The sequence below is a fragment of the Chryseobacterium sp. Leaf394 genome, assembly GCF_001424105.1.
Taxonomy (GTDB): Bacteria; Bacteroidota; Bacteroidia; order Flavobacteriales; family Weeksellaceae; genus Chryseobacterium.
In genome coordinates this window covers 1,653,514-1,678,872 of record NZ_LMQH01000011.1, presented here as the reverse complement: position 1 = coordinate 1,678,872, position 25,359 = coordinate 1,653,514, and the positions used below count along the sequence as shown (strand labels likewise).

Annotated in this window: 28 protein-coding genes; 15 read left to right on the top strand and 13 right to left on the bottom strand. The window is 36.0% G+C overall.

Annotated features, from left to right (window positions below):
• Positions 1-837: a phytoene/squalene synthase family protein gene (locus tag ASG21_RS12280; RefSeq protein ID WP_056080382.1), complete on the bottom strand. Its 837-nt coding sequence runs from the start codon at positions 835-837 to the stop codon at positions 1-3.
• Between the two features lie 9 nt (positions 838-846).
• A complete protein-coding gene (gene crtI, locus ASG21_RS12275; RefSeq protein WP_056080378.1) occupies positions 847-2,310 on the bottom strand; it encodes a phytoene desaturase family protein in 1,464 nt (487 codons plus the stop codon).
• 559 nt (positions 2,311-2,869) lie between these two features.
• On the opposite strand from crtI, the gene ASG21_RS12270 reads away from it, so the two are divergent.
• The 6 genes from ASG21_RS12270 to ASG21_RS12245 all read left to right on the top strand — a co-directional run bounded on the left by ASG21_RS12270 (position 2,870) and on the right by ASG21_RS12245 (position 8,526).
• A complete protein-coding gene (locus ASG21_RS12270; protein ID WP_056080376.1) occupies positions 2,870-3,508 on the top strand; it encodes a TetR/AcrR family transcriptional regulator in 639 nt (212 codons plus the stop codon).
• Positions 3,509-3,595: 87 nt separating this feature from the next.
• Positions 3,596-4,681, top strand: a complete 1,086-nt coding sequence (dnaX, locus tag ASG21_RS12265) for a DNA polymerase III subunit gamma/tau (RefSeq protein ID WP_056080373.1) — start codon at positions 3,596-3,598, stop codon at positions 4,679-4,681.
• Positions 4,682-4,809: 128 nt separating this feature from the next.
• Positions 4,810-5,295 carry a hypothetical protein gene (locus ASG21_RS12260; RefSeq protein WP_241773491.1) on the top strand — a complete coding sequence of 162 codons (486 nt, stop codon included), beginning with the start codon at positions 4,810-4,812 and terminating at the stop codon, positions 5,293-5,295.
• A 379-nt stretch (positions 5,296-5,674) separates the two neighbouring features.
• Positions 5,675-6,754 (top strand): chorismate mutase, encoded by a 1,080-nt coding sequence (locus ASG21_RS12255; RefSeq protein ID WP_056080370.1) that lies wholly within the window; start codon positions 5,675-5,677, stop codon positions 6,752-6,754.
• A 106-nt stretch (positions 6,755-6,860) separates the two neighbouring features.
• The gene (gene rsgA / locus ASG21_RS12250; protein ID WP_056080366.1) at positions 6,861-7,793 is read left to right on the top strand and encodes a ribosome small subunit-dependent GTPase A; all 933 of its coding nucleotides are present in this window, start codon (positions 6,861-6,863) and stop codon (positions 7,791-7,793) included.
• 316 nt (positions 7,794-8,109) lie between these two features.
• The gene (locus ASG21_RS12245; protein ID WP_056029264.1) at positions 8,110-8,526 is read left to right on the top strand and encodes a nucleoside-diphosphate kinase; all 417 of its coding nucleotides are present in this window, start codon (positions 8,110-8,112) and stop codon (positions 8,524-8,526) included.
• A 283-nt stretch (positions 8,527-8,809) separates the two neighbouring features.
• Here the strand turns inward: ASG21_RS12245 and rpe are convergent, their stop codons facing one another.
• Positions 8,810-9,460 (bottom strand): ribulose-phosphate 3-epimerase, encoded by a 651-nt coding sequence (gene rpe / locus ASG21_RS12240; protein WP_056080362.1) that lies wholly within the window; start codon positions 9,458-9,460, stop codon positions 8,810-8,812.
• Positions 9,461-9,524: 64 nt separating this feature from the next.
• The gene (locus tag ASG21_RS12235; protein ID WP_056080359.1) at positions 9,525-10,601 is read right to left on the bottom strand and encodes a M42 family metallopeptidase; all 1,077 of its coding nucleotides are present in this window, start codon (positions 10,599-10,601) and stop codon (positions 9,525-9,527) included.
• A 53-nt stretch (positions 10,602-10,654) separates the two neighbouring features.
• Between ASG21_RS12235 and ASG21_RS12230 the strand changes: the two genes are divergently transcribed.
• On the top strand, positions 10,655-11,362 hold the full coding sequence (locus ASG21_RS12230) for a DUF4294 domain-containing protein (protein WP_056080356.1): 708 nt from the start codon (positions 10,655-10,657) through the stop codon (positions 11,360-11,362).
• A 20-nt stretch (positions 11,363-11,382) separates the two neighbouring features.
• On the opposite strand, the gene ASG21_RS12225 is transcribed toward ASG21_RS12230, so the two are convergent.
• Both ASG21_RS12225 and mnmD read right to left on the bottom strand, forming a co-directional pair.
• Entirely contained in the window at positions 11,383-11,799 is a 417-nt protein-coding gene (locus ASG21_RS12225) for an NUDIX domain-containing protein (protein WP_056080353.1), read from the bottom strand.
• Between the two features lie 147 nt (positions 11,800-11,946).
• The gene (gene mnmD, locus ASG21_RS12220; protein ID WP_056080350.1) at positions 11,947-12,621 is read right to left on the bottom strand and encodes a tRNA (5-methylaminomethyl-2-thiouridine)(34)-methyltransferase MnmD; all 675 of its coding nucleotides are present in this window, start codon (positions 12,619-12,621) and stop codon (positions 11,947-11,949) included.
• An 83-nt stretch (positions 12,622-12,704) separates the two neighbouring features.
• On the opposite strand from mnmD, the gene ASG21_RS12215 reads away from it, so the two are divergent.
• The 8 genes from ASG21_RS12215 (at position 12,705) to ASG21_RS12180 (ending at position 18,986) form a co-directional block, all read left to right on the top strand.
• Positions 12,705-13,778 (top strand): branched-chain amino acid aminotransferase, encoded by a 1,074-nt coding sequence (locus tag ASG21_RS12215; protein WP_056080348.1) that lies wholly within the window; start codon positions 12,705-12,707, stop codon positions 13,776-13,778.
• A 102-nt stretch (positions 13,779-13,880) separates the two neighbouring features.
• The gene (locus ASG21_RS12210) at positions 13,881-14,390 is read left to right on the top strand and encodes an FKBP-type peptidyl-prolyl cis-trans isomerase (RefSeq protein ID WP_056080345.1); all 510 of its coding nucleotides are present in this window, start codon (positions 13,881-13,883) and stop codon (positions 14,388-14,390) included.
• Between the two features lie 78 nt (positions 14,391-14,468).
• A complete protein-coding gene (locus ASG21_RS12205) occupies positions 14,469-15,473 on the top strand; it encodes a peptidylprolyl isomerase (protein WP_185113736.1) in 1,005 nt (334 codons plus the stop codon).
• 66 nt (positions 15,474-15,539) lie between these two features.
• On the top strand, positions 15,540-16,106 hold the full coding sequence (locus ASG21_RS12200; RefSeq protein ID WP_056080339.1) for a hypothetical protein: 567 nt from the start codon (positions 15,540-15,542) through the stop codon (positions 16,104-16,106).
• A 48-nt stretch (positions 16,107-16,154) separates the two neighbouring features.
• Positions 16,155-16,772, top strand: a complete 618-nt coding sequence (locus ASG21_RS12195) for a hypothetical protein (protein WP_056080337.1) — start codon at positions 16,155-16,157, stop codon at positions 16,770-16,772.
• 91 nt (positions 16,773-16,863) lie between these two features.
• Positions 16,864-17,586 (top strand): 3-deoxy-manno-octulosonate cytidylyltransferase, encoded by a 723-nt coding sequence (kdsB, locus tag ASG21_RS12190; protein WP_056080334.1) that lies wholly within the window; start codon positions 16,864-16,866, stop codon positions 17,584-17,586.
• A 143-nt stretch (positions 17,587-17,729) separates the two neighbouring features.
• Complete coding sequence (locus tag ASG21_RS12185; RefSeq protein WP_056080331.1) at positions 17,730-18,392, top strand: hypothetical protein; 663 nt, start codon at positions 17,730-17,732, stop codon at positions 18,390-18,392.
• A gap of 15 nt (positions 18,393-18,407) precedes the next feature.
• Positions 18,408-18,986 carry a glutathione peroxidase gene (locus ASG21_RS12180; RefSeq protein ID WP_056080327.1) on the top strand — a complete coding sequence of 193 codons (579 nt, stop codon included), beginning with the start codon at positions 18,408-18,410 and terminating at the stop codon, positions 18,984-18,986.
• Between the two features lie 71 nt (positions 18,987-19,057).
• Here ASG21_RS12180 and ASG21_RS12175 read toward each other — a convergent pair whose 3' ends face one another.
• From ASG21_RS12175 to ASG21_RS12145, 7 genes are all read right to left on the bottom strand, one after another.
• The gene (locus ASG21_RS12175; protein WP_056080325.1) at positions 19,058-19,579 is read right to left on the bottom strand and encodes an N-acetyltransferase; all 522 of its coding nucleotides are present in this window, start codon (positions 19,577-19,579) and stop codon (positions 19,058-19,060) included.
• Positions 19,580-19,582: 3 nt separating this feature from the next.
• Positions 19,583-20,095, bottom strand: a complete 513-nt coding sequence (locus tag ASG21_RS12170) for a GNAT family N-acetyltransferase (RefSeq protein ID WP_056082375.1) — start codon at positions 20,093-20,095, stop codon at positions 19,583-19,585.
• 240 nt (positions 20,096-20,335) lie between these two features.
• Positions 20,336-20,893, bottom strand: a complete 558-nt coding sequence (locus ASG21_RS12165; protein ID WP_056080322.1) for a hypothetical protein — start codon at positions 20,891-20,893, stop codon at positions 20,336-20,338.
• A gap of 116 nt (positions 20,894-21,009) precedes the next feature.
• Positions 21,010-22,374, bottom strand: coding sequence for an MATE family efflux transporter (locus ASG21_RS12160; protein ID WP_056080320.1), 1,365 nt, complete (start codon positions 22,372-22,374; stop codon positions 21,010-21,012).
• Between the two features lie 71 nt (positions 22,375-22,445).
• Positions 22,446-23,630 carry a sigma-54 dependent transcriptional regulator gene (locus tag ASG21_RS12155; RefSeq protein ID WP_056080317.1) on the bottom strand — a complete coding sequence of 395 codons (1,185 nt, stop codon included), beginning with the start codon at positions 23,628-23,630 and terminating at the stop codon, positions 22,446-22,448.
• Between the two features lie 263 nt (positions 23,631-23,893).
• Entirely contained in the window at positions 23,894-24,553 is a 660-nt protein-coding gene (locus ASG21_RS12150; protein ID WP_056080314.1) for a YggS family pyridoxal phosphate-dependent enzyme, read from the bottom strand.
• A 48-nt stretch (positions 24,554-24,601) separates the two neighbouring features.
• A complete protein-coding gene (locus tag ASG21_RS12145) occupies positions 24,602-25,333 on the bottom strand; it encodes a DUF72 domain-containing protein (protein WP_056080312.1) in 732 nt (243 codons plus the stop codon).
• Positions 25,334-25,359: the final 26 nt, after the last annotated feature.

Below are 25,359 nucleotides of genomic sequence, written 5' to 3'. Positions count from 1 at the left end.
TTAAATAAAAGCAATTTTATATTGAAGATAACTGCTCATCATTACAGAGATTTTTCTTCCGTTGGAAATTCTGATCCGCTTTTTCAAAATTGCTGTCGCAGGTGTCCGTCTAATTTTATTAAACAATGAAATGTAATATCTGTAAGCAAGATATACTCCGAATTTTGACGTCTTGGGAAGCATTTTGATACCTTCCAGAGCAAGCCTGAATTCTTCTTCAATATCTTTTTCAATTTGTCTTTTTTCTTCTACATTGAAATTGAGGATATTGACTCCCGGAAAATAAGTTCGGCCTAAAATTTCGAAATCGTCATTCATATCTCTCAAAAAATTTACTTTCTGAAATGCAGATCCCAGCTTCATGGCAAAAGGTTTTAGCTTATCAAAAGCTACATGATCACCATTTACAAAAACATGAAGACACATCAAACCAACCACTTCAGCAGAGCCCAGGATATACTCGTCGTAAAGTTCGGAATTATAATCGATTTTCTGAAGATCCATCTCCATACTTCGAAGGAATTGATAGATCAGTCTGTGCTCAATTTTATACTGCGAAACCGTTTCCTGAAATGCCTGCATAATCGGATTTAAAGAAATTCCTTCAGCCAACGCTTCTTCAGTCTGTATTTTAAATCTGTTGAGTAGAATATTTTTGTCATAACCGTGAAAACTGTCTACAATCTCATCGGCAAGCCTTACGTAGCCGTAGATAGCATAGATTGCATTTCGTATTTTTGGTGACAGCGCCAAAATTCCCAGTGAAAAACTTGTGCTGTACTGCTGTGTGGTCTGTTTACTGATCTTAAAAGAAAGGTCATCAAATTTTTGTTTCATAACATTATATTAAAGGGTGGCTTGGTGTGCTGCAATTTTTCCTGAAATAATCGAGGGGGGAACTCCCGGACCAGGCACAGTGAGCTGACCGGTATAGTACAGATTCTTTATTTTTTTATTTTTGAGTGAAGGTTTTAGAACTGCTGTCTGACTCAAAGTATTCGCAAGGCCGTATGCATTTCCTTCATAAGCATTGTAATCTTCCTTGAAATCGTTCAGACAGAAACTTTTCTGATAAATTATTTTTTGAGCTAGATTTTCTGTACCAGTATGTTTTTCAATTCTTTCGATCATTTGAGTAAAATATTTTTGTCTCATTTCATCAGAATCTTCTATACCGGTTGCGATTGGCATTAGTAAAAACATATTTTCACAGCCTTCCGGAGCAACCGAATCATCGGTTTGCGACGGACAGCAGACATAAAATAGAGGTTTTGAAGGCCATTTTTTATCACTGTAAATTTCGCTGGTGTGAAGATCCAGATCATTTTCGAAAAATAAGGTGTGATGTTTAATTTTAATTCTCTCACTGATTCCTAAATAAAAGATTAGGCAGGAAGGTGCAAAGGTTTTTGATTTCCAGTATTCTTCTTTATAATTTTTTTCCTGATCTGTAAGCAGTTTTGTTTCGGTGTGGTGATAATCGCAGGAAGCAATCACAGAATCAAATTCAAGCAGTTCTCCATTGACAAGGATGGATTTAACTTTACCTTTTTCGCTGATGATTTTTTCTACTGCAGAATTATTGTGAAACTGTACACCCACATCTCCGCAAATGCTCATCATGGCTTCAATAATTTTATAAAATCCACCCATCGGGTAGAAAGTTCCCAGTCTGTATCCACCATAATTCATAAGACTGTAAAGTGCAGGAATATTCTCAGGTGATGCCCCAAGAAAGATGACAGGAAACTCCATCAAGGTGCGGAGTTTACTGTTTTTAAAATATTTCCCGACAAAACTTCGGAAGTTGGAAAGCAGATCAAGTTTTAACGCACTTTTTAAAATTTTCACTGAAAAAAATTCAGTCCAGGAAAAACAAGGCTTTGTAACGAAATCTTTCATTCCGACCTCATATTTATACTTGGCATCCTGCATAAATTTTTCAAGATTTTCAGCTGCTCCCGGTTCTAAAGCTTCGAAAAGCGCTTTCATTTCATCAAAATTTTGAGGTAAGTTCAAATTTTCATCAGAGAAAACCATTTCAAACTGAGGATTTAGTGAAATAAGTTCATAAAAATCGGAAGTCTTCTTTCCAAATTCAGCAAAATAGGAATCAAAAATATCGGGCATCCAATACCAACTTGGTCCCATGTCGAATACAAAACCGTTTTCTGTTGTAAATTGCCTTGCGCGCCCGCCAAAACTGTGGTTTTTTTCGAAAATATGTACTTCGTGACCGTCTTTAGCAGCGAATGATGCGGCAGAAAGGCCTGAAAAGCCTGAGCCAATGACGGCAATTTTACGTTTCATAATTAATTTTTGAGATTTCCGGTGTTTTTACAACTTCAATATTTCTGCCAAAATCATTTATTGGTGGGTAGTTTGGAAGAAAAATGTGGTATATCTTTAAAATTTACTGAAATAAGTGATCACGCATTGAAGAATTTTATATCTTTACCACATGCTATTTACTGTTTCTTATGATAACTTGGAACAGATTTTGAATAGAGCACTAAACCAAACCTCACAATATTTAATTAGTTTTTTAAAACAAAAAATATAATTTAATTGATGTACTTATCGAAGGAGGATTATTTTTAATTGGTAATTTCAAATTTCTTTAACGGAACAGAATACAATTATGATCAGAAAAATACTAAACTGCTGTTTGATATTTAGTTCAGTCAGATTTGATTTTTAACATTTATTTTTTGAAATTAAAACACGAAGAGAAAAGGTTATTTATTCAAAAGAACACAAGTACAGAATTTAAAATTATTATGCTAGGAATGCAGCAAACTGAATGATATGATAAGTCGTATCTTTAATGAACAGAAAAAAATGCACATCGCATAAATAATAAACAAAAATGCCAAGAAAAGTAGTACAGGGTCCGATCCGTGATAAGGAAAAGACCAAACAAAAGCTCCTCGGAGCTGTAGGAAAAATTTTAAAAACCAAAGGTTATTCAGGTTTAATGGTAAGTAAAATCGCTGCAGTTGCAGGATACGATAAGAAACTTATCTATGAATATTTTGGAAGCACAGACAAACTGATCGATGAATACATCAAATCTCAGGATTACTGGAGTAATTTCAGCGGAGAAAATGATGTAGATCTCGCAGACGGAGGTCAGACATTGTCTAAAATGGCAATGATAAACCAGTTTGAAAATCTTAAAAAGAACAAAGAGCTTCAGAAGATTTTGGTTTGGGAACTTTCTGAAGGAAGATCGGTACTTAAAAAGGTAATGGACGAAAGAGAAGTTATCGGCGAAGAATTGTTCAAAAATATTACAGATCCACATTTTGGTGACGATGCTACAAGATACCGTGCAATGACAGCTCTGATGATTGCAGGGATCTATCACTTAAATCTTTATACAGCCTACAACGGGTCTACCTTCTGCGGAATCGATTTAAAATCTGAAAGCGGAAGAAAAGAAATTGAAGGTGCTATTGAAGAAATGGTTGATTACGCCTATTCTAAAAAAGCAGGAAAAAAGTAAATCTTCAGTAATGAAGATTTACTTTTTTGTTTATAAATCTGAGATATTATATTTTTAGATTAAAACAATTATTCTTACTTTTGGGCAATGGAAAATTTTATAGTATCTGCAAGAAAATACCGCCCACAGCAGTTTGACACTGTAGTAGGGCAGTCTCACATTACGGATACTCTGGAACATGCTATTGAAGAAAATCAGCTTGCTCAGGCTTTGTTGTTTTGTGGGCCAAGAGGTGTGGGTAAAACTACCTGTGCCAGAATTCTTGCCCGCAAAATCAATGAAAAAGACGGATCTGTTTCTGAGGACGGTTTTGCTTATAATATTTATGAGCTTGATGCCGCTTCCAATAACTCTGTAGACGATATTCGTGAACTGATAGATCAGGTAAGGTATGCACCACAGGTTGGCAAATACAAGGTTTACATTATTGATGAGGTTCACATGCTGTCTTCAGCAGCTTTTAATGCGTTTCTGAAAACGCTGGAGGAGCCGCCTGCACACGCCATTTTTATTTTAGCAACTACAGAAAAACATAAAATCATTCCCACAATTCTTTCGAGATGCCAGATTTATGATTTCAAAAGAATCACAATTCTGGATATTCAGGAGCATTTGCGAACAATTGCAGCAAAAGAATCTATTCAGTACGAAGATGATGCGCTTTATCTGATAGCTCAGAAAGCAGACGGTGCTCTTAGAGATGCACTTTCTATTTTCGACAGACTTTCTACATTTTCACACAAGAATATTACTTTGGCAAAAGCGGCCGAAGTACTTAATATTTTAGACTACGATCAGTATCTGAATATTGTTGATCTGGCCAGAGAAAACAATATTCCGGCAGTACTTTCCTCTTTCAATGAAATTGTAAAGCGTGGATTTGATTCTCATACATTTATCGCAGGTCTTGGAAATCATTTCAGGGACTTGATGATGGCTCAAAATGCTTCTACCATTGATCTCATTGAAGTTGGAGAACAAACCAAAGCCAAATTTGCAGAACAGGCTAAAATCTGGAGCCCGCAATTGCTGATTGATGGAATTGAAATTTGTAATCATGCAGATATCAATTACAAAAATTCAAAAAATCCGAGGCTTACGGTAGAAATCGCCCTGATGCAACTGTCTTCACTTACCGGTGGAGCGGATGTTCTTAAAAAAAAAAGTTCTTAATACTGGCTCCGTTTCTTGATGAAAAACAGGAAATAAAAAGACCGGTTCCGGAAAAAAAAACTGAGACAGAAACGACAAAAGTTCCTGAAGTAAAGATTTCTTCAGAGGAAACCTATGTTCCTAAAAAAGTGGCCAAGCCACTGTCAAGGCCTACTTCAACAGGTGGTTTGAGTATTTCTTCATTTATGAACAAAACTGAAACTGTTGAGAAGGAAGAAGTTGTCATCACAAAAAATGAAGATTTACCAAAAAATCATTTTACCGAAACCGATCTTCAGGCTGAATGGAATTTACTTTTAAAACAGCTTCAGAATAAGAATGTCTTTGTCTTCAATGCAATAAAAGGTTTTAAACTTAATAAGAAGGATGAAAATATAATTGAAGTTCTGTATCCTTCAGATTCGGCAAAAACGGAATTTGATAAAATAAGTGGTGAGTTTTTCAATCATTTTAAAACAAAGGTTCACAATTTTTCTATCGAAATCGAGTACAAAAGAGATTTTGAAAATCTTAAAGTAGAAGTTCTTACGAAAAGAAAGATCTACGAAAAATTTATGGAGAAAAATCCTCTTCTGAAAGATCTTGATGATTTAATGAAGTTTGATTTGACATAAATTTTATATATTTGTCAGGTAAATTTTGCTTTACTACAGCAAAATACAATATGTAAATCAATATAATCAACTGATTAACAGGTATTGGTAAATTTTAAATGAAAAAATTTCTGAATACATCAATGTTATCTAACTCATCATCTGAGTGTCAGACTGCTGAATCTTTCAGCGGTTATTTTGGTTTTTCTTCAAATTATTACAGAAATTTAGGTATTGGCTACCGATATTATTGGTGCAGATAATTAAATTTCTTTTCTAAAACGGAAACTCTTTTTTGTTGAGTTTCAATTTCCTTAAATATTTTTTAACGGCAATTTCGAAAAGAATTATAAAGTGCTTTATAGTTTAAATATATCCCTGATTTTAAAATAAAATAAATATGACATTAAAAGAAATAAACAGCAGTTGGGTTGAAGATCTTTCTCAGCCATTGATGATTGCCGGTCCCTGCAGCGCAGAAAGTGAAGCCCAAATGCTTGAAACTGCGAAACGCATCAGAGAAACGAATGTAAATGTTCCCATTTTCAGAGCCGGTATCTGGAAACCGAGAACCAAACCAAATGGTTTTGAAGGAGTTGGCGTCATCGGTCTCAACTGGTTAAAAAAAGTAAAGGAAGAATATGGTTTTAAAACTGCCACAGAAGTTGCCAACGCTCATCACGTGGCTGCTGCTTTAGAAGCTGATGTAGATATTCTGTGGATTGGAGCGCGTTCTACCGTTAATCCTTTCACTGTTCAGGAAATTGCCGAAGCATTGAAAGGCACAGAAAAAACGGTTCTGGTTAAGAATCCCGTGAATCCTGATCTGGCATTATGGATTGGCGCATTGGAAAGGCTTTTAGGACAGGATATAAAAAATCTTGGCGTTATTCACCGTGGATTTTCCACATACCAAAAAACAAAATACCGAAACAATCCCAACTGGCAGATTGCCCTGGATTTTAAAAGTCAGTATCCTAATATCCCGATGCTCATTGATCCTTCCCACATCTGCGGAAACAGAACCGGCTTGGCAGATATCACTCAGGAAGCGCTGAACGTTGGTTATCAGGGAGCCATTATCGAAACACACAGCAATCCTGATGAAGCCTGGAGTGATGCTGCGCAACAGATTACACCGGAAGTTTTAGCAGATTTAATCTCAAATCTGAAAGTCAGAAATTCTGATTTTGCTGGTTTTGAAGGTGAAATGGGAAGAAACAGAACATTGATCTCTGACCTTGATTTTCAGATCATTGAAATGCTTTCACAAAGAATGAAAATTTCTGAGAAAATAGGTAAACTTAAAAAGGAAAATGATATTGCCATTTTTCAGCCGGCAAGATGGAAAGAAATTACAGATTATGCTACTCAAAAGGCAACTGAGACCGGTATGTCTCCGGAGTTTATTGAGAAAATTTTCAAGACTGTTCATGAAGAATCAATTGAGGTGCAAAACAAAGTTATGATTAACAGATAGTTTTTAAAATTGTAAAAATACTTTCAGTTAGGTCTGAAAAGGCAGAAGGTGAAAAATGTTCTGCTTTTTCAGGCCTTAATTATTTATCTTTGCATCAATATAAAAAATGAAAGGAAAAATCATCAAATCCACAGGAAGCTGGTATCAGGTTTTGGAGCTGGATACCGACAGAATCTTCGAAGCAAGAATACGGGGAAAATTTAAGCTGATCAAAACCAGGCTTACCAATCCGTTGGCTGTGGGCGATTTTGTAGAATTTCAGCTGGAGCAGGATGACGTAGCATGGATTACGAAAATAGAGCCGCGAAACAATTATCTAATCAGAAAATCTGTCAATTTGTCAAAGGAGGCTCACATTATTGCTTCCAATATCGACATTGCATGCTTTATTTTCACTTTAAAACATCCTGAAACTTCTCTTGGTTTTCTCGATCGCTTTCTCGCATGCTGTGAGGCTTATAATATTACGCCACTGATTCTCTTCAATAAAATGGATGTTTTGAATGAAGAAGAAGTAGAAGATGTAAAAGATATTGAGTTTCTGTATAACGAAATTGGCTATGAAAGTCTGGAGATTTCTTCCTATTCTAAATTAAATATAGACGACTTGCAGAATTTGCTTAAAGATAAAACCTCGGTATTTTTCGGGCACTCCGGTTGTGGAAAGTCTACACTTGTAAATGCTTTGCAGCCTGATTTAAATTTAAAAACCTCAGAAATTTCAGACACCCACCTCAAAGGAAAACATACGACAACTTTTGCACAGATGCACTTCTGGCATTTTGGAGGAAATGTGATTGATACACCAGGCGTCCGCGAGTTTGCGATGATTGATGTGCAGAAAGAAGAAATTCAACATTACTTCCCAGAAATTTTTAAAAAGAGAGAAGAGTGTAAGTTTCACAACTGTCTTCATGTAAACGAACCAAAATGTGCTGTTCTGCAATCGTTGGAAACAGGAAAGATACAGCATTCCCGATATTCTAACTACATCAAATTGATGGAAGAGGCCGCTGAAGAAGAAGCAAACAGCTTCTAAAAAGATATGAAATTATTGGTTACTCAATGTTTCTAAAAGAATATTTGAAAGATGATTTGTAAGAATTATTATAATTGCTGATTTGATAAGAAAAAGCCGTTATTAGTGCAAATAAAAAACCCAGCCGAAGCTGGGTAAAAACTAATAACCATGAAAACTCAAATTAAACATGAGAATCGGAATGTAATAAACAATTACTATGCCAAAGATTGGAGGCTAATTTCTTAAAAAAAGTTATTTTATTGTTAAAAAAAACTTAAAAACATATTTTTCATTTTTTTTCGTATTTTTGTGCAAATAATTTAAAAACAAATTTATGTCTAACATTACATTCACCATGATCAAGCCAGATGCAGTTGCAGACGGACATATTGGTGCAATTTTGGGAAAGATTTCTGAAGGAGGATTCAAAATTAAAGCTTTAAAGCTTACTCAGCTTACAGTTGCTGACGCAAAAAAATTCTATGAAGTACATTCTGAAAGACCGTTCTACGGTGAGTTGGTTGAGTTTATGAGCTCAGGACCTATCGTTGCCGCGGTTTTAGAAAAAGATAATGCTGTAGAAGATTTCAGAACTTTGATCGGTTCTACAAACCCTGCAGAAGCTGCGGAAGGTACAATCAGAAAAATGTTTGCAAGAAGCATCGGCGAGAATGCAGTACACGGTTCAGATTCAGATGAAAATGCACTTATTGAAGCTCAGTTTCATTTTTCTGGAAGAGAAATTTTCTAAGAAGAGCTTTAAAAAAATATATAAATCCGGGAATATTTCCGGATTTTTTTATGTCTAAATTCCAGGTATAAATTAAGTAACTGTATAACTGAAAAAATACCGTGTTTTTACGGATTGTTTTGTACTGAAAGTTTCAGGATATTTGTAATGGATTAAACGAAAGTTTATTTCAATGATTAAAAACTAAAGCAAACTAAACTGTAACCACAAGAATTCTCTTTACAAGAGATGAGAAAGGCTGCCAATTGGCAGCCTTTTTATATAATTTATACTTAAGATTTGACTAAACTTTCAAAAGTTCAATAATTCTTTCCGGACTGTCAGCTGAGAAAACCGCATTTCCTGCAACCAAAACATCAGCACCTGAATCAAAAAGTTTTGAAGCATTGTCGATATTCACACCACCATCAATTTGAATCAAAGCTGTAGAATTATTACTCAGGATAAGATCTTTTGTTTCAGCGATTTTTTTATAGGTGTTTTCAATAAATTTTTGTCCGCCAAAACCTGGGTTTACACTCATTAACAAAACCAGATCTACATCGGCAATAATGTCTTCAAGCATTAAAACCGGTGTTGAAGGATTTAAAACTACACCAGCCTTGGCTCCTAAACTTTGAATGTGATGAATTGTTCTGTGTAAATGTGTACAGGCTTCGTAATGAACAGAAACTAAGTCTGCACCATGACTGATAAATTCTTCAACATATTTTTCAGGCTCTACAATCATTAAATGCACATCCACAAATTTTTTGGCATGCTTCTGAATTGTTTTCATGACCGGAAATCCGAAGGAAATGTTTGGTACAAATCTGCCATCCATGACATCTACATGCAGCCAGTCTGCTTGCGAATCGTTGAGCATTTCGATGTCCCGCTGAAGATTTCCAAAGTCCGCAGACAGGAGGGAAGGAGCGATAAGTTTGGTTTTCATTTTTACTTTCTATTTACTTTTATCTTTTACTTTTACCTTGATTTTTTAACCTGGCTCTTTTATTTTAGTGATATTTCAGTTTCATTTCCGGCTGGATTTCCAACAGAGTTTCATAGATCAGCTTAATTACATTTCCAACGTCCTCTTTAGAAACCATTTCCACTGTGGTGTGCATGTAGCGTAGAGGCAGGGAAATTAATGCGCTCGGTACGCCGCCATTGGAATGAGCAAATGCATCCGTATCGGTTCCTGTAGCACGGCTGGCTGCAGCTCTTTGGTAAGGAATGTTTTTCGACTTCGCGGTATCAATAATCAGTTCTCTTATTTTATGATGTACACTTGGAGCAAAAAACACCACCGGTCCATCACCACATTTCTGATCGCCTTCTTTTTTCTTTTCAATCATCGGGGTCGTGGTATCATGGGTGACGTCGGTTACAATGGCGATGTTAGGTTTGATGGTATCTGCAATCATGTCAGCGCCATAAAGTCCAACTTCCTCCTGTACAGAGTTGGTGATATACAAACCGAACGGAATTGTTTTTTTATTTTCCTTTAAAAGTCTTGCCACTTCAGCAATCATAAAACCACCGATTCTGTTATCTAAAGCCCGGCAAACGAAATAACGGTCATTCATTTCAAAAAACTCGTCAGGGTAAGTGATCATACAGCCCACGTGAATTCCGAGCTCTTCAACTTCCTCCTTTGAAATTGCACCACAGTCGATAAAAATATTTTCAATTTTTGGAGTTGGTTCGTTTTGGTTTGCGCTTCTTGTGTGAATTGCCGGCCAGCCAAAAACTCCTTTTACAATACCTTTTTCACCATGGATGCTAACCACTTTTGAGGGGGCTATCGTTTGGTCTGAACCACCGTTTCTGATCACGTAAATTAATCCGTCATCTGTGATATAATTTACATACCATGATATTTCATCGGCATGGGCTTCAATTACCACTTTGAATTCAGCTTCAGGATTTATAATGCCGTAGCATGTTCCGTAGTGATCGACTTCAATTTTATCTACATATGGTTTGATGTAATTCATCCAGACTTCCTGGCCTTTGTGTTCATATCCGGTAGGGGATGAAGTGTTAAGATACTGTTCTAAAAACTTTAGAGACTTCTTTTCGAATTTCATATAGAAAGGAATGATTTTTGCGTTGATTTTTTTTGATACGAAGTGTAAAAATAATGATTTTAAATAAAGTTTTCTTCCCTTTTCTTATTTTTTTTGCGATATCTGCCCACGCTCAAATTGTTGATTCGCTCGGAATCAGACCTTTAAGTCAGTATCCACAGGATCAGTTGAAAGTGGATGAATATGGTCAGAAATATTTTTATGACGAAAGACAAAAGGCAAAAATTTACGAGATCAATGGGGAAACAGTTGTTATAATGGATGAATTGAGATTGGTAAACAGACCAAAATTCAATAATCAGCTTGATAAAAATTTCTATCTTTTCCTTAATAAGAAGCTATACCGCGTTTATCCTCTCTTTCTCACAGCTCTACAGCAGTATCGCGATATTCAGGCAGATATGCAGGATATGGATTCTGCTGCCAAACGGAAATTTGTGAAAGACCGGCAGAATATGCTTGCAGACCAGTATGAAAAACAGTTACGCGATTTAACGACAACAGAAGGTCAGGTCTTTGCGAAACTGATGAGCCGCGCAACCGGTAAGAACGTTTTTGAAGTGATCAAAGAACTTCGTGGAGGCTGGAGCGCATTCTGGTGGAATGTGAAAGGAAAAGTGGCAGATATTGATCTTAAGGAAAAATACAATCCTCATAAAAACAGAACTGACGAATTTTTAGAATCACTTTTGCAGTCCAACTGGAACTCCGGCTATCTGCAGCCTTATCCAGGTGCCAAAGATTTTAAGTCTCCGCGATAAAAATAAATTCCTGTAAAATTTTACAGGAATTTTTCTTTTAATTTATCGAAGACAATTTTGTCAACCGGTAAAGGAAAAGGGTTGTCCGGTCTGTCAATATTAACCCATTCGGTTCTTTCGATGCAGGGATCCATGATGAGGAAATCTTCTTCGTTGGTAATTTTTACTAAATAGTATATCGTAAGCAACTGTTCGTTATCACGAAATCTTGAAGTGAGAAAATGCTCCTGAGTATAAAAGTGTTCAAGGATTTCAATTTTGACGTTTAACTCTTCGTCAAATTCTCTGTGAAGACAGTCTGTAAGACCTTCTCCTAATTCAAGTCCTCCTCCGGGAAGTTTCATCAAGGGTTCGCCGGCGTATTCTTCGAATAAGGTAAGCACTTTTTTATCTTTTACAGCACATGCATATACTCTTACATTGATTTTATCTACCATATATAATATTTGTAATGCTAATTTAAAGATTTTGTTTTGCCTGAAAGAGAAAAAACCATATTAATCATCTTCTCATTCTAAAATCTTAATTTTTAAATCTCAAATCTCAAATCTCAAATCTTAAAACTTGAATCATGAATTTTAAATCTAAAGCTTCCACGCATTAATCATTTCCCGTTTTCCCGGAGGTCCCTGCATTTTTTTCACGTTGAAGTTGAGTTCCTTTAAAATCCTTCGGACACTGCCTTTAGATGAATATGTTGTTAACAATCCGTTTACACTCATTTTATCTGAAACCATCTCAAAAAGGGGCATCTCCCACAGGTCGGGCTGCACTCTTGCCCCAAAGCAATCGAAATAGACGAGATTTATTTCAGGTAAGTCTGTGTTTTTCAGATCAAAGAAGTCACACTGAATCTTTTTTAAACTGAAACCCGGAACAATTTCTTGGAGATTTTCCCAATCTGTACTGTGAATTTTCTGATAAATATTTTTTAATTCTGCGTTATCAAAAAGTTCAAAATAAGCTAAATCATTTATTTCTGATTCATTTATCGGATATTTTTCAAGCGAAAAATAATTAATCTTATGATTTTTGTCAGTTTTTAAATATTCATTAATTGTTACCAAAACATTCAAACCTGTTCCAAAACCGAGTTCTAAAATATTAATTTCGCAATCATTTATTAAATTCAGTCCATTTTTGACAAACACGTGTTCTGCTTCCTGCAACGCACCGTGGTGTGAATGGTAGTTTTCATTTAAGTCATTGATGTATAATGTTTTACTTCCGTCGTTTGTTGTTTTTATCTCCCTTTTCATGCTTTTTTTGTCAAATTTAACGTAAAATTTTTATATTTAAAAAATTATATTAAATTTGTAGAACATCATAAAAAATTTAAGAAATGATAATTCAAAAGACAGAAAACTCCAGAATTTCTACATTCGACCCTAACAACTTTTCCTTCGGAAATACTTTTGCTGATCACATGGTGATCTGTGAGTATGAGAATGGGAAATGGGGTGATGTGAAAGTGGTTCCTTACGGTCCGATTCCTTTTACTCCGGCGATGATGGGAGTAAATTACGGACAGGCTTGTTTTGAAGGTATGAAAGCCTACAAAGACAAAGACGGACAGGTTTTCCTTTTCAGGCCTGAAAAGAATTTTGAGCGTATCAATAAATCTGCGAAGCGTCTTGCAATGCCGGAAGTAACTGAGGAAATGTTTATTGAAGGTTTAAAAGCCCTTGTAAATATCGACAGAGAATGGATTCCGCAGGGCGAAGGAAATTCTTTATACATAAGACCTTTGATTTTCGCAACGGAAGAAGCTTTGAAAGCAAGAGTTGCCAATAAATATATGTTTGCAATTGTGACCACTCCTGCAAAAATGTATTACACAGAACCGGTTTCTGTAAAAATTTCAGATCATTACTCGAGAGCGGCAAGCGGCGGTGTAGGTTCTGCAAAAGCAGCAGGAAACTATGCAGCGTCATTCTACCCAACGCAGTTGGCAATTGAAGAAGGTTACGATCAGATTATCTGGACAGACGACGCGACCCACGAATATTTTGAGGAAAGCGGAACAATGAATGTTTTTGTAAGAATCAACGATACAATTTACACTCCACCAACATCAGAGAAAATTTTAGATGGTGTTACCAGAGACAGTTTCATTCAGTTGGCTAAAAAGAGAGGCTTTGAAGTAAAAGTTGAGCCAATTAAAGTAAAAGATGTAGTTGCTGCACAGAAAGACGGCTCTTTAAAAGAAGTTTGGGGTGTAGGAACTGCTGTAGTAACCACGGTGTTCCAGGCATTGGGGTATCAGGGTGAAAAACTGGAATTGCCGGCACTTTCAGATGAAGAAAGTTTCGCTGTAACCCTTAAGAATGATTTGGTAAATCTTCAGACCAATCTTACCGAAGATCCTTTCGGATGGAGAGTTTTGGTAGAGAAAAATATTCTTGAGACTGTTTAAGAAACTCAGTAATAAATATAAAGTCAGGATTTTTCCTGGCTTTTTTTGTTTTTATATGTTCGCATAATTGCGTATTTTCGCAACGGTTTAAACATTCTGCTTTTGAAAAAATTAGTTATTCTATCGGTTTTGGCTTTTGTTGGCTGCAAAAGAAATACTACAGTTTATCCTCCGGTAGGCGGAGTGCTGAGTCAGTCTGACCTTAAAACTTCTAAAGAGAGAACCAAAAATCTCAATACTCTGGAAAGACAGCAGATTCAGGACTGGATTTCTGGTCAACAGACAAAGTTTTATCCTACAAAGCTGAATTACTGGGTAGATGTTGCCGGTTTCGATGACAGACAGAAGCAGATGGATGACGCTCCGGTTTCCTATTCCTACGAACTCTACGATTTTGATATGACTAAAATTTATGAAAAATCATTCGCCAGAGAAAATGCAAAATTCGGTCATTTTGATGAACTGAAAGCCGTGGAGAACGCTCTCAGATACATGAAAGCGGGAGAGGAGATTACGCTGCTTGTGCCTTCATCACTGGCTTACGGCACCTTCGGGGACGAAAACAAAATTGATAACGATGTTCCTTTAATCATAAAACTCAAATTAATATAAATGAAACTTTTTAATAAAAATATAATTCTTGCAGCGGCAAGCGTTTCGCTGATGAGCTGCACTCCAATCTATAAAAAAATGAACGTAGACAAAGAAACTTACGAAGGTCTTAATGACGGACTTTATGCTAATCTTCAGACAACGAAAGGAAACATGATCGTGAAGTTGGAAGATAAAAAAGCACCTGTAACTGTAGCCAACTTTGTTGGTCTTGCAGAAGGAAAAATCGACAACAAAGCGAAAGCGAAAGGTGTTCCTTATTATGACGGAACTATTTTCCACAGAGTAATCAAAGATTTTATGATCCAGGGAGGTGATCCTCAGGGAACAGGAATGGGAGATCCGGGTTACAAGTTTGAAGACGAAAAAAACGACCTTAAACACACAGGGAAAGGTGTTCTTTCTATGGCAAACTCAGGTCCTAACACCAACGGTTCTCAGTTTTTCATCACTGAAGTGGCAACACCTTGGTTAGACGGAAGACACACAATTTTCGGTAAAGTGGTAAAAGGTCTGGAGACTGTAGATGCAATTGCAAACGTAGAAAAAGGTCCTCAGGATAAACCAAAAACTGATGTAGTACTTGAAAAAGTGGGTATTTTCAGCAAAGGTGATGAGTATAAAAACTATGACGCTGCGAAAACTTTCACTGAAGGGAAAGCTAAAATCGCTGCCAACAACAAAGCGATGGCTGAAAAAGCTGAAGCTGAAGCAAATAAAAAAATGGAAGATCTGAAAGTTGGAATGCAGAAAACTGAGTCTGGTCTTTACTATAAAATCACAAAAACTACAACCGGAGCTTCTCCAAAAGTAGGTGACAATGTTTCTGTGCATTATGCAGGAAAACTGGTTGACGGTACAGAATTCGATTCTTCTTTCAAGAGAAATGAGCCTATCGAAATTCCTATAGGAATGGGCAGAGTAATCAAAGGTTGGGACGAAGGAATTCTGTTACTTAAAGAAGGTGAAACCGCTACATTACTGATTCCACCAGCGATGGGTTACGGAGCAAATGGTGCAGGAGGTGTTATCCCGCCAAATGCGTGGTTGGTTTTCGACGTAGAATTGGTTAAAATTAAATAATCACCAACAAATAATCATATAGCCATTCGCAAGAGTGGCTTTTTTTATATTTTTACTGAAAAAATTATGAAAACAAAATTTTTATTAAGCCTTTTCGTACTGATGAGCGTGTGTTTTTCTGCGCAGAATAATGATCAGCAAATCATTTCGAAATCATTTTCCTCTTTTCTGGGAAATCTGAAATCAAAAGATATTGATAAGGCCGTCGAAGGTATTTATCCAAAGTTTTTTACTGTTGTGCCAAAAGATCAGATGACAATGATTTTAAATATGACCTACAACAATCCGATCATGAAGGTTGAAATCATCAACTATAAAGTAACGCAGGTTGGAAATTCTGAATTTGTGAACGGGGAACATTTTTCTATTGTAAATTACTCTACAAGAATCCGTTGCAATGCTGAAGGGATGCAGGACGAAATGAGAAATAAGATTAAAGATATGCTGGTTCAGAAATACGGAAAAGGAAGTGTGGTCTATTATCCCAATGAAATGGCTTATTACATCAATGCAAAAACGAAAGCCTGCGCTATCTCCAAAGACAGAAAAAACTGGAAATATGTCTTGGTGGAAAAGGAAATGAAATCTCAGTTGAATAAAGTTTTACCGAAGAAAATTTTAGATAAAATTTAAAGTAGTTGATTTGATATTTAGCCTGAATTTTAGTTTTAAAACTTTCTGATGAATTTGAAGAACAGATTTACAGTAGAAACCAAAATGTTGAGTTTTCTCACAATCGGAATTATCACTTTGGTCATTCTTTGTGTCTGGATTTCAGGTATTCATTCGCACAGAACACTGTTTCAGAATTCAATCATTTCTACTTCTATTTTGGCTGGAGCCTTCTTTCTTTTTGTGAGTTTGGGACTGTATTTTGGTTTAAAATTAAAAGAGAATGTAGGAGCTATCGTCAACAGAGAGAAGCTGAAAAGTATTGCCGACAAAAGACCAAAGTTTGAAGGTTTCGATGGAGGTTTACCCGATATTGGCGATGGAGACGGCTGTGCCGGAGTTATTTTGTCAGTTGTTTTGTGGTTTTTTATAGGTTTGGTTGCTGTATTTCTTCTTTATTTTTTGGGGATTTTTATTTGGGCTACAGTTCTTATCCTGATAGCAATGCTTTACTGGATTTTCTTCCGTGCATTACGTTTAGTCTTTAAAAATTCAAAACATTGTAAAGATGATTTAGTAAAAAGCTTCGGGTTTGGGATTTTTTATTCATTCTTATATATATCATGGATTTATGGAATCATTTTCCTGCTTCATTTTTTACAGCATTCTGAAAAAGTAACTTTTTAAATTAGTCATTCCGCCTGCAGACAAAATCTACCGTTTGCAACGTCATCTCAAAAACTTTTGCGACTTTTGTCTCTCATTTTAAACTAGATTTATGAAAATTATAGCTGTCATTCCCGCGCGTTACGAAGCAAGTCGTTTTCCTGCAAAACTGATGCAGATTTTAGGAGAAAAAACGGTCATTACAACTACTTATCAGAATGTTGTGGAAACAGGTTTGTTTGATGAAGTTTTCGTCGCCACAGATTCTGAATTGATTTTTAATGAAATTGAAAGTAATGGCGGAAAAGCAGTGATGACAGGGCAACACGAAACCGGCAGCGACCGTATTGCTGAAGCCGTTCAGAATATTGACTGCGATATCGTCATCAACGTTCAGGGCGATGAACCTTTTCTAAAACTTGAACCGCTGCAGCAATTGATTGAAGTCTTCAAAGAAGATGAAAATCAGGAAATTTCTCTGGCTTCATTAAAAATAAAACTTCATGAAAAAGAGGAAATTGAAAACCCAAATAATGTAAAAGTGATCACCGACAATAACGGTTTTGCCCTTTATTTCAGCCGTTCTGTGATTCCTTTTCACCGGGAGATTACTTACAAAGTAGATTACTTCAAGCACATCGGCGTTTACGCTTTCAGAAAACATGCTTTGATTCAGTTTTCAAAACTCGAAATGAAACCTCTTGAAATTTCCGAAAAAATAGAATGCATCCGCTATCTGGAATATGGAATGAAAATTAAATTAATCGAAACCAATTTTGTGGGAGTAGGCATTGATACGCCGGAAGATCTGGAGAAAGCAAGGAAATTAATTTAAAGAGCCAAGATAAAAGTAAAAAGAGCCAAGTATCAATCTCTCATTACAAATTCTAAATTCTAAATATTTTGTTACACTGTTAGATTGATACATTGCCACATTATCCAAGAAAGACTTATATTTGACTTGATAAAATTGATTTAATGAAGAAACTCCTTTTAATATTCGTCCTGATATTTTCACAACAGATTTTTGCGCAGACCGCGAAGGAAATCATTGATAAAAACATCGAACTGTCGGGTGGTTTAACGCAGTGGAAGCTTTTAAATTCAGTTTTGCTGCAGGGTAAAGTGATTTTGGGAGTGAAAGATGAATATCCCATAAAGATTTATCAGACACGTCCCAATTTAACCAAAACCGTCATCACCATCAGCGGAAAAGAAACAGCTATAGAAGGATACGACGGAAATAAAGGGTACGCGATGAATTATGCAGCTAACAAACTTCAGGAGTACAAAGAATATGTAGCTGAAAGTTTCGACAACGACTTTATCGACTGGGAAAACAAAGGTTTTGAAGCACAGTATTTAGGCAAAGAAAAAATCGGGAATATCTATTGTCATAAAGTGGAACTTACCAAAAACGTGAACAAAAACATCTATTATTTCGACACCAAAAACTTTATGCTTTTAAAAGAAATAAAAAAAGATGATACTTTACTGTATTCAGATTACAAAAAGGTCGGAAATTTGATGATGCCTTTCAGAATTGAATCATCGAGCGCCAAAAAAGACGGTGACTACGTGATGATTCTCAACAAAGTGGAGATTAACAAGGTCTTCCCAGCCAATACTTTTAAATTTTAAAATACCTGAATCAATATGAAAAAATTGTTTATTATGTTGCTTTCTTTCGTGGCATTTATCAACAGCTGTGCTCAGAAAAAATCTGAGACTTCAAAAACCAAAACCAAAGAACTTATGGGAAAATCAATTTACGACTATAAAGTAGATGCTCTTGAAGAAGGCAAAACCATCAACTTTGCAGATTTTAAAGGAAAGAAAATTCTTATTGTCAACACTGCGTCAGAGTGCGGTTTCACTCCTCAGTACAAAGATCTGGAGCAGATCTCAAAAGAATATGGTGATAAACTTGTAGTGGTAGGTTTTCCGGCCAACAATTTCGGCGGACAGGAACCCGGTTCAAATGTTGAAATCGGTGCTTTCTGCGAGAAAAACTATGGTGTAACTTTTCCATTAGCTGCAAAAGTTTCTGTGAAAGGTGACGACACTGCGCCAATCTTCAAATATCTTACAGAAAAAGATTTAAACGGTGTAAAAGACAGCGATATTCTCTGGAATTTCACCAAGTTTCTTTTGGATGAAAACGGTAAGCTTATCGGTTCTTTTAAAAGTGATGTGAAGCCTACGGATGAGGCGATTGTGAAGTATTTGAAGTAAAATACTTTTGGATTATAAATGAAAGCAACCTGATTTGGGTTGCTTTTTTTATACCTGAATGAGTAATCCTGTTATGACAGCATTTTTTTCATCATCAGATCGGTCTGATCTTCATTTCCGAATCTGAAAATATGCCTGCCGAATTCTACAAATCCGTTTTTCTTATAAAACTGCACGGCTCTGGAATTTTCTTCCCAGACTCCCAGCCAGACGTACTTCAAGGCTACCTTATTCGCAATCTCCAGCGCTTTATCATAGAGAATCTGTCCTACCTTCTTACCGTGAAAATCTTTTGAAACATAAATTCTTTCAATTTCAAGCGAGTTGGAATCCTGCAGCTCGGTTTGCGCATTTCCGAAATTCACTTTTAAATAACCAACCACTTCATCCTGTAAAACGGCAAAATAGAATTCGGAGTTTTGGTTTTGAAGTTCAGCCGTTAACTTTTCTGTAGTGAAACCTGTGGTCATGTATTGCTCCATATTTTCTGTTGTGTTGTGTGGCGCAAATGTATCGAAGAATGTTTCCTCTGCAATTTTCTGCAGTGGTGCAACGTCTTCAATTCCAACTTGTTTTAATATAATTTCCTGCATGATTTATTTAATATTTCTATTTATAACTGAATAAATTACACCTTTATTTCCATCAAAATCAAAATCTTTTTCATATTCAAGTCCGGTTTTCTGTAAAACTTTAATGGAAGCTGTATTTTCTTTCATCGCTCTTCCAACGATCTTGTTTAAATTTAATTCTTTAAAACCATAATCAATGCAGGCTATAGAACTTTCTGTGGCAAAACCTTTATTCCAGAAATGCTCAAAAAACCTAAAGCCAATATCTGTCTCATCCAATTTTTCATCGTATTTCAAGCCACACCAACCCAGAAATTCGCCACTCGATTTTTCGATAACCGCCCATCTTCCGAAACCGTTTTTCTGATAATCTGAATAATTTTTAAGAAAAGACCGAGCCTCTTCAATATTTTTAAAAGCTGAATTTCCGGTGTATCGAATGACATTAGGATTTAAATTTAAATGGTAAAAATGTTTGGCATCATCAATATTGAATTCGCGGAGGGCAAGGCGTTTTGTTTCGAGTATAGTTTTCATAAGCTGTAAATTTAATACCATTTTTGATTGTCACCCTGCGGATCTGGCTATTATAAAACGTTTAAGTAAAAGTAGTAAAAAGGTATTTCACAAAAAGAGATTTTTAATGCTGGTGGTTGATTTTCCATATTGTCAATTCAAAAAAGTTATACATAATGTTCCCCATAGGTATTAAACAAAAAAAGAGTCACATTACTGCAACTCTTTATAATTATTAATAAATTTTAATTTCCAATTCTTTTATAATCCGACGGTGATTTTAAAAACTGGTTTTAAATTAACCTTCAATTCATCAAGACTAGTCTGAGCTCCTTTAATTTCTAAAAATAAAGAATTTTGTTTTGATTTTAAATAGTCAATCAGTTCTGTATCAGTAGTATTGATAGTAAGAGTATTGGGATTGGTGTTGTTTTCAACTGTTCCAACTAAAACTTCCGGAAGATTTGGAGCTTTGATAAATACTTTTGCCCCATTGATGATATTCAGTTTATTTCCTAATGTAGAGCTTATGTAATCAATAGTAAAACCGGTAAGCTTCACAGATTTCAGATTTTCTACAGATAATTTAGAATTCTTCTCCTTGATCTGTGCATCTACATCGATGTTAAGAGGAATTTCCGGATAACGCAGATAAGAACTTGTGTTGACAGTTGCAAATGGTAAATCCTTTTCAAGCGTTAAAGGGATATCAAATGGTACCGGAACTTCAATATCATCTTTATCGCAGCTTGTAAGCGAAAGTGTAGTTGTTCCCAATAATCCAAATACAAGGACAAATCTTAAAAGTAATTTTTTCATAAATATAATTTAAACTCTGCCTGTCTAAATTGATGCCAAACTACTGTGAATACTTTTATTCATAGATATATTAAAATGTATGCAAAAAAAAAGCGATCCAAAGACCGCCTTTCATTTTATAATTTATTCTGTTTAATCCGCTTTGCAGATAAATTGAGAAAACGTTTCACGAGCATTGCTGCGGAAATTGTTAAACCCAATCCGAGCGCAATCCACATCCCGAAAGCACCCATTTTCATTGTTACACAAAGGAAATATCCTAACGGAATTGTAATCAGCCAATAAGCGATAAAGGTGTAAATGGAAGGAACTTTCACATCCTGCAAACCTCTCAGCATTCCCAGAGCCGTCACCTGAATTCCGTCTGATAACTGGAAAAGAGCGGCGATAATCAGTAATTTTGATGCCAGCAAAATAACTTCAGTTTCTTCAGGTTTTGTGAAAAATGTGGGAAGAATATTTCTTCCGAAAATAAAAAACAATCCACAAAGACACATGAAGAGAAATGCAATTTTAATATTATTGATTCCTATTTTTCTTAATTCAATAAAATTCTGTTCGCCCAGTTTTCTTCCGATCATCACGGTTGACGCTACACTGAAACCGATACAGAGATTAAAAGTAAACGACGCCATGCTCAGTGCAATCTGATGCGAAGCGATATCGTGAGCGGAAACCAGTCCACAAATAAAAGCCGCAGCTGCAAAAGCCGTCACCTCAAAAAACATCTGCAGAGCAGTCGGAAAACCCAGTCTAACCATTTTTTCAAACATATTCTTTGAAAATACACTTACTTTCAATGAGAAATCTTTGATGTACTGTCTGGTTTTCGGTTCTTTAATCAGGACGAAATACAGAAAAACCACCATGAATATTCTGGCAATTAGACTCGCCAGTGCAGAACCTTTTACTCCCATTTCGGGGAAAATCCAAAGTCCTTTGATGAAAACGTAATTTAAAGCGATGTTGATTACATTGGCAATAATAGTCGCCTTTGTTACCCCGATGGTGTACGACAGACCTTCAGAAACCTCTCTCAAAGTCTGAAATGCCATGAAGGGCACGATGCTGATTGCCATAATCCATAAAAAGTCTACCGTATCAGGAATAATTTTTGCCGGCTGACCCGAATGATAGAGTAGAGGCAGGCCTGCAAACAAAACCAGCATCAGAATAATTCCGACAGTCATATTAATCACAAAACCATGACTGAATACCGAATTGATGGTCTTGTGATCATGCTGAGAATGCGCCTCTGAAACCAAAGGCGGAATGGCAAACGAAAAACCCAATGCCAAAACAAACATTGAGAAAAATACGGCGTTACCCAAAGAAACAGACGCCAGTGCATCTGCTCCCAAAAGGCGACCAACAATAATGTTGTCAAATAGGTTTACAGAAACCTGCCCGACCTGTGTAAGCATTACCGGAAGAGCCAGTGTGAGGGCTTCTTTCGTGTAATTTTTATTTAAAAAGTTCATAATAATAACAAAAAAAAATCTGCAGCATAAATACTGCAAATTTTTATAATTTAAGAGAATTAAGTATTAATTTATTTTCTCACAAAACTTGCAACGTCTTCCTGCGAAACAGTAGCTCCACCAAGAATGATTAATCTTTCCACTACGTTTCTCAGCTCACGGATGTTTCCTGTCCATGAAAGTGCTTCCAGAGCCTTGATAGCCGAATCATCGAATTTTTTAAGTGCAGTTCCGTGCTCGTCGGAGATCAGTCCTGAGAAGTGATCTACTAAAAGCTTGATATCTGCTTTTCTTTCATCCAACGGCGGTACATAGATTTCAATTACAGAAAGTCTGTGGTACAAATCTTCTCTGAATCTTCCGGCTTCGATTTCCTTAGCCATATTTTTATTGGTTGCTGCAAGAACTCTCACATCAACCTTGATTTCTTTGTCGCTTCCTACCGGTGAAACTTTGCTTTCCTGCAACGCTCTCAATACTTTAGCCTGAGCAATCAGACTCATATCACCGATTTCATCTAAAAAGATAGTTCCGTTGTTGGCCTGTTCAAATTTTCCCTGCTTATCTTTAATTGCTCCTGTAAACGAACCTTTTACGTGACCGAAAAGTTCAGATTCAATCAGTTCAGAAGGGATAGCGGCACAGTTTACTTCCACCATCGGACCTCTTGATCTTTCACTCAAATTGTGAATAGCGTGAGCCACAAGTTCTTTTCCGGCGCCGTTGGGACCTGTAATTAAAACTCTTGCATCAGAAACTGCCACCTTTTCGATCATCTCCTGAATCTTTTTTAAAGGTTCAGACTCACCGATCATCTGGTATTTTTTATTAACCTTCTTCTTGAGCGTCTTATTTTCGTTCTGTAGATTTTTATTTTCTTTTTTAAGTGTTTCTTTTACCAGAGCATTCTTCACACTCGTAATCAGTCTGTTGATGTCGATTGGCTTTGAGATAAAATCGTAAGCTCCGTCTTTCAGACAGGAAACCGCAGAATCGATGTCGGCGTGACCGGAAATCATGATAAAAGTGCTTTCAGGTTTCAGCGCCATGCTTTGCTTCAGAAGTTCCGTTCCTGATAATTTCGGCATTTTGATATCAGAAATTACCAGCGCAAAATCTTCTTTTTCAATATGTTTAATTCCTTCGAGACCGTCTTCGGCAATCACAAATTCATATTCGGTCAGTTCATCAGAAAGAATACTGTGAAGTACTCCGGAAATAGCTTTTTCGTCTTCTACGATAAGGATTTTTTGCATAGTCGCAATTTAATTAATTTTTGCCGGATTATCAGCAAATATTGTTCCTAAATAGTCTTTTGATGTAAAACGCTGGTATCTGTCAATCTTAACAGAAGATATTCTGGAAATTACCTTTGAGAAAGAGAGCGCTGAACTGAAAAATTATGAACACCGAAAATTATTGTAACACCTCTATCGTTAAACTTCTGCGGAAATCTGCGCATTAAATCTCCGAAAATCTGCGGGAAAATTCAAACTGAAACACACATAAGCAAAAAGATTTACTGTGAATAATCCCTTCTTCCAAAAATCGCTGAACCTACACGTACAGAATTGGCACCGCATTCAATTGCAATAGGGAAATCATCGCTCATTCCCATTGAAAGGGTTTTTAAAGTATGTTTTTCATTAAGTTTATCGAAGAGGTTTTTTAAAACTGAAAATTCTTTTTTAATCTGATCTTCGTCTTCTGTAAAAGTGGCCATACCCATCAGTCCATTAATTTCAATGTTCGCAAAATCTCCGCTGATGAATTTTTGAAACAGATTTTCAGCTTCTGAAATGTTAAGACCAAATTTTGAATCTTCCTCTGCGATTTTTACCTGCAACAAAACCTTGATTGTGCGGTTATTTTTGGCAGCTTCTTTATTGATTTCCTTCAAAAGTTTCTCAGAATCCACACTTTGGATGGTGTCGATAAATTCCGCAATATATTTTACTTTGTTGGTCTGCAAATGTCCTATCAGATGCCATTGAATATCTTTCGGAAGAAGCGGATATTTTTCTGTCAGCTCCTGAACTTTATTTTCACCGAATACCTTCTGTCCGAAATCATAAACTTCCTGAATAGCCGCCACCGGATGTGTTTTTGAAACAGCAACCAATTCCACAGTATCGGGAAGCTGACTTTTTATGTTTTGGTAATTTACCTGTAAACTCATAACTGCAAATTTCTGATTTTTTGTTGGAATTTAAGTTTAAATACAGCTTTATTCTTCCAAAATTCTTTTCAGATACAAAGCATTTTTTATAGCAGCTGTTCCCCATGTATTATTGAAAAACACATAAGATTTAAGACTGTTATCTCTAAATTTCGCTGCCAGATTCTCAAGAAATTCCTCTGTGTATTCAGATTTATAGAGTACTGGCTTTCCGTGAAGTCTGTAGTACAGAACATCAGAACTATTGATAATTATTTCATCGGGAAGCTTAGAGGGAAAGCTCACGCCGGAAAAAACAATATTGTTTAGTTTTAAAGTTTCGAAAACTTCATTTTCCCACCACGATTCGTGCCTGAACTCAATGACATTCAAAAAATTCGGATCTAAATTATCTTTTATTAAATCTGAATTTTCTCCGGAATTTTTGAACGACGGTGGAAACTGATATAAGAATCCCGCAAGCTTATTTTTTAAACCACTTTGAATATGATTGCAGAAATTAAGGATTTCTTCTCTGCAGTCTTTCAGCCGTTTTTCATGAGAAATTGTCTTTGGAATTTTAATAAAGAATTTAAAATCATCAGGAGTTTCGTCAAACCATTTTAATAATGTTTTTGCTGTTGGTTTTCTGTAAAATGTAGAATTGATTTCCACACAGTTAAATTCTTTCGAATAAAGTGTAAGAAAATCCTTGCTTTTGGCGTCCTCAGGAAACAGAGAACCCTTCCAATCATTGTTGTAAAAACCTGAGCAGCCGATATAAATCCTTTCTTTTTCCATTTTTATTTTAATTTCAAATGATTCAT

Bases quoted from the DNA above. Each gene is read 5' to 3' on its own strand.
- ASG21_RS12195 (WP_056080337.1), top strand. From the start codon at position 16,155: ATGAATTTGAAGAACAGATTTACAGTAGAAACCAAAATGTTGAGTTTT.
- kdsB (WP_056080334.1), top strand. From the start codon at position 16,864: ATGAAAATTATAGCTGTCATTCCCGCGCGTTACGAAGCAAGTCGTTTT.
- rpe (WP_056080362.1), bottom strand. From the start codon at position 9,460: ATGAAAACCAAACTTATCGCTCCTTCCCTCCTGTCTGCGGACTTTGGA.
- ASG21_RS12185 (WP_056080331.1), top strand. From the start codon at position 17,730: ATGAAGAAACTCCTTTTAATATTCGTCCTGATATTTTCACAACAGATT.
- ASG21_RS12225 (WP_056080353.1), bottom strand. From the start codon at position 11,799: ATGGTAGATAAAATCAATGTAAGAGTATATGCATGTGCTGTAAAAGAT.
- ASG21_RS12200 (WP_056080339.1), top strand. From the start codon at position 15,540: ATGAAAACAAAATTTTTATTAAGCCTTTTCGTACTGATGAGCGTGTGT.
- ASG21_RS12245 (WP_056029264.1), top strand. From the start codon at position 8,110: ATGTCTAACATTACATTCACCATGATCAAGCCAGATGCAGTTGCAGAC.
- ASG21_RS12215 (WP_056080348.1), top strand. From the start codon at position 12,705: ATGATAATTCAAAAGACAGAAAACTCCAGAATTTCTACATTCGACCCT.
- ASG21_RS12170 (WP_056082375.1), bottom strand. From the start codon at position 20,095: ATGAAAACTATACTCGAAACAAAACGCCTTGCCCTCCGCGAATTCAAT.
- ASG21_RS12160 (WP_056080320.1), bottom strand. From the start codon at position 22,374: ATGAACTTTTTAAATAAAAATTACACGAAAGAAGCCCTCACACTGGCT.
- ASG21_RS12175 (WP_056080325.1), bottom strand. From the start codon at position 19,579: ATGCAGGAAATTATATTAAAACAAGTTGGAATTGAAGACGTTGCACCA.
- rsgA (WP_056080366.1), top strand. From the start codon at position 6,861: ATGAAAGGAAAAATCATCAAATCCACAGGAAGCTGGTATCAGGTTTTG.
- ASG21_RS12280 (WP_056080382.1), bottom strand. From the start codon at position 837: ATGAAACAAAAATTTGATGACCTTTCTTTTAAGATCAGTAAACAGACC.
- ASG21_RS12270 (WP_056080376.1), top strand. From the start codon at position 2,870: ATGCCAAGAAAAGTAGTACAGGGTCCGATCCGTGATAAGGAAAAGACC.
- ASG21_RS12150 (WP_056080314.1), bottom strand. From the start codon at position 24,553: ATGAGTTTACAGGTAAATTACCAAAACATAAAAAGTCAGCTTCCCGAT.
- ASG21_RS12255 (WP_056080370.1), top strand. From the start codon at position 5,675: ATGACATTAAAAGAAATAAACAGCAGTTGGGTTGAAGATCTTTCTCAG.
- mnmD (WP_056080350.1), bottom strand. From the start codon at position 12,621: ATGAAAAGGGAGATAAAAACAACAAACGACGGAAGTAAAACATTATAC.
- dnaX (WP_056080373.1), top strand. From the start codon at position 3,596: ATGGAAAATTTTATAGTATCTGCAAGAAAATACCGCCCACAGCAGTTT.
- ASG21_RS12155 (WP_056080317.1), bottom strand. From the start codon at position 23,630: ATGCAAAAAATCCTTATCGTAGAAGACGAAAAAGCTATTTCCGGAGTA.
- ASG21_RS12235 (WP_056080359.1), bottom strand. From the start codon at position 10,601: ATGAAATTCGAAAAGAAGTCTCTAAAGTTTTTAGAACAGTATCTTAAC.
- ASG21_RS12205 (WP_185113736.1), top strand. From the start codon at position 14,469: ATGAACGTAGACAAAGAAACTTACGAAGGTCTTAATGACGGACTTTAT.
- ASG21_RS12230 (WP_056080356.1), top strand. From the start codon at position 10,655: ATGATTTTAAATAAAGTTTTCTTCCCTTTTCTTATTTTTTTTGCGATA.
- ASG21_RS12145 (WP_056080312.1), bottom strand. From the start codon at position 25,333: ATGGAAAAAGAAAGGATTTATATCGGCTGCTCAGGTTTTTACAACAAT.
- crtI (WP_056080378.1), bottom strand. From the start codon at position 2,310: ATGAAACGTAAAATTGCCGTCATTGGCTCAGGCTTTTCAGGCCTTTCT.
- ASG21_RS12165 (WP_056080322.1), bottom strand. From the start codon at position 20,893: ATGAAAAAATTACTTTTAAGATTTGTCCTTGTATTTGGATTATTGGGA.
- ASG21_RS12180 (WP_056080327.1), top strand. From the start codon at position 18,408: ATGAAAAAATTGTTTATTATGTTGCTTTCTTTCGTGGCATTTATCAAC.